The organism is Xenorhabdus sp. KK7.4, from assembly GCF_963876465.1.
GTDB classification, from domain to species: domain Bacteria; phylum Pseudomonadota; class Gammaproteobacteria; order Enterobacterales; family Enterobacteriaceae; genus Xenorhabdus; species Xenorhabdus stockiae.
Map to the genome: position 1 here is coordinate 1 of NZ_CAWNQF010000010.1, position 1,135 is coordinate 1,135.

The 1,135-nt window shown below is 42.2% G+C and carries 2 protein-coding genes and 1 pseudogene; all 3 read left to right on the forward strand.

The features are described from left to right. Positions 1–239 precede the first annotated feature (239 nt). Positions 240–446, forward strand: coding sequence for a hypothetical protein (locus AACS90_RS03065; protein ID WP_099111602.1), 207 nt, complete (start codon positions 240–242; stop codon positions 444–446). Then, the gene (locus AACS90_RS03070) at positions 418–942 is read left to right on the forward strand and encodes a DUF2335 domain-containing protein (RefSeq protein WP_099123660.1); all 525 of its coding nucleotides are present in this window, start codon (positions 418–420) and stop codon (positions 940–942) included. The genes AACS90_RS03065 and AACS90_RS03070 overlap by 29 nt, the downstream gene beginning before the upstream one ends. Before the next feature lie 68 nt (positions 943–1,010). Beyond that, positions 1,011–1,135, forward strand: a pseudogene (locus AACS90_RS03075) (phage tail protein); the annotation flags it as partial.

A 1,135-nucleotide genomic window follows, 5' to 3' on the forward strand; every position in this document is an offset into this window, starting at 1 on the left:
CAGAGGCTGAACAGCGTGGTTCACAGTGGTATCATCCCAAGATGGCTAGGTTTTCAATCACAAGCAAGTAGTTATTAAGAACTTGAAGCCACGGAAGGCATAATATTATTCGTATAGAATGCATACAATGATACTTGGTTTTGAAACCTTTTGGTAAGTTGTAATGCCAAAACTGTTGGATTAAACTAAGAGCTATATTGCAGTTTTGGCACGATGAAACTGACTGTGAGGAGGCAATCATGACAGCTACAATACGCCGCTACATGAGAGCGATGGGCAGTATTATGGATATCATGCCAGCGACTGATTACCGCAAGCTTATTCCTACTGGCTCCGATGCACAGCGATTAAGATCAGATATGATGAACATATCGAAAGATATGAACACTTCAATCGTTACTGTTGGTGAGTCAGCTAATGCCCAAAAGCTCAGAAAAACCGCATAATGATAACTCACTACCGGAGAATGCTAATGAGCATCAAGGTAGTGAGCCACTCCAAGATATAGCCGTTATAGAAGAGCGGTTAATATCTGATCCGGCTGCACTGAACAGGATATTGGATAACCCTAATATTGTTTCAGTCATACAGCATAAGATATTCGAATTTCAAGGCCCAATCCCACCGCCAAGCCAGCTAAGAGAGTATGAAAATATTCTACCGGGCGCTGCTGAACGGTTGCTTTCTTTGGCAGAAAAAGAACAAAGACATCGGCATGATATGGACAACAAAATTGTTGATGGCGGTATGTCAAAGGACAGGAGAGGCCAGTGGATGGGGCTTAGCCTTGCTTTGCTTATCCTGTGTGGTGCTTTTTATTTTGCCAGTAGCGGTGAAATAGGTTTTGCCAGTCTGTTAGTAACATTGGATCTAGTCGGATTGGTGGCTGTGTTTGTCTTGGGGCGTTATCTGAAACAGACATCAGATGATAGCGACGATTAACGCCGCACTATTAAACTCATTATTTTCAATAAGCCGCCTAGTGCGGCTTTTCTTTTATAGGTGCTCATATGGCAGTTGACGTATTTCAATGGCGAACTCAAATTCAGGATTCTCCCAGTGGTGAATTTAAGCATCGAATTAAAACGGTTGAGTTTGGAGATGGTTATAAACAAGTATCAGGGGATGGAATTAA

Bases quoted from the DNA above. Each gene is read 5' to 3' on its own strand.
- AACS90_RS03065 (WP_099111602.1), top strand. From the start codon at position 240: ATGACAGCTACAATACGCCGCTACATGAGAGCGATGGGCAGTATTATG.
- AACS90_RS03070 (WP_099123660.1), top strand. From the start codon at position 418: ATGCCCAAAAGCTCAGAAAAACCGCATAATGATAACTCACTACCGGAG.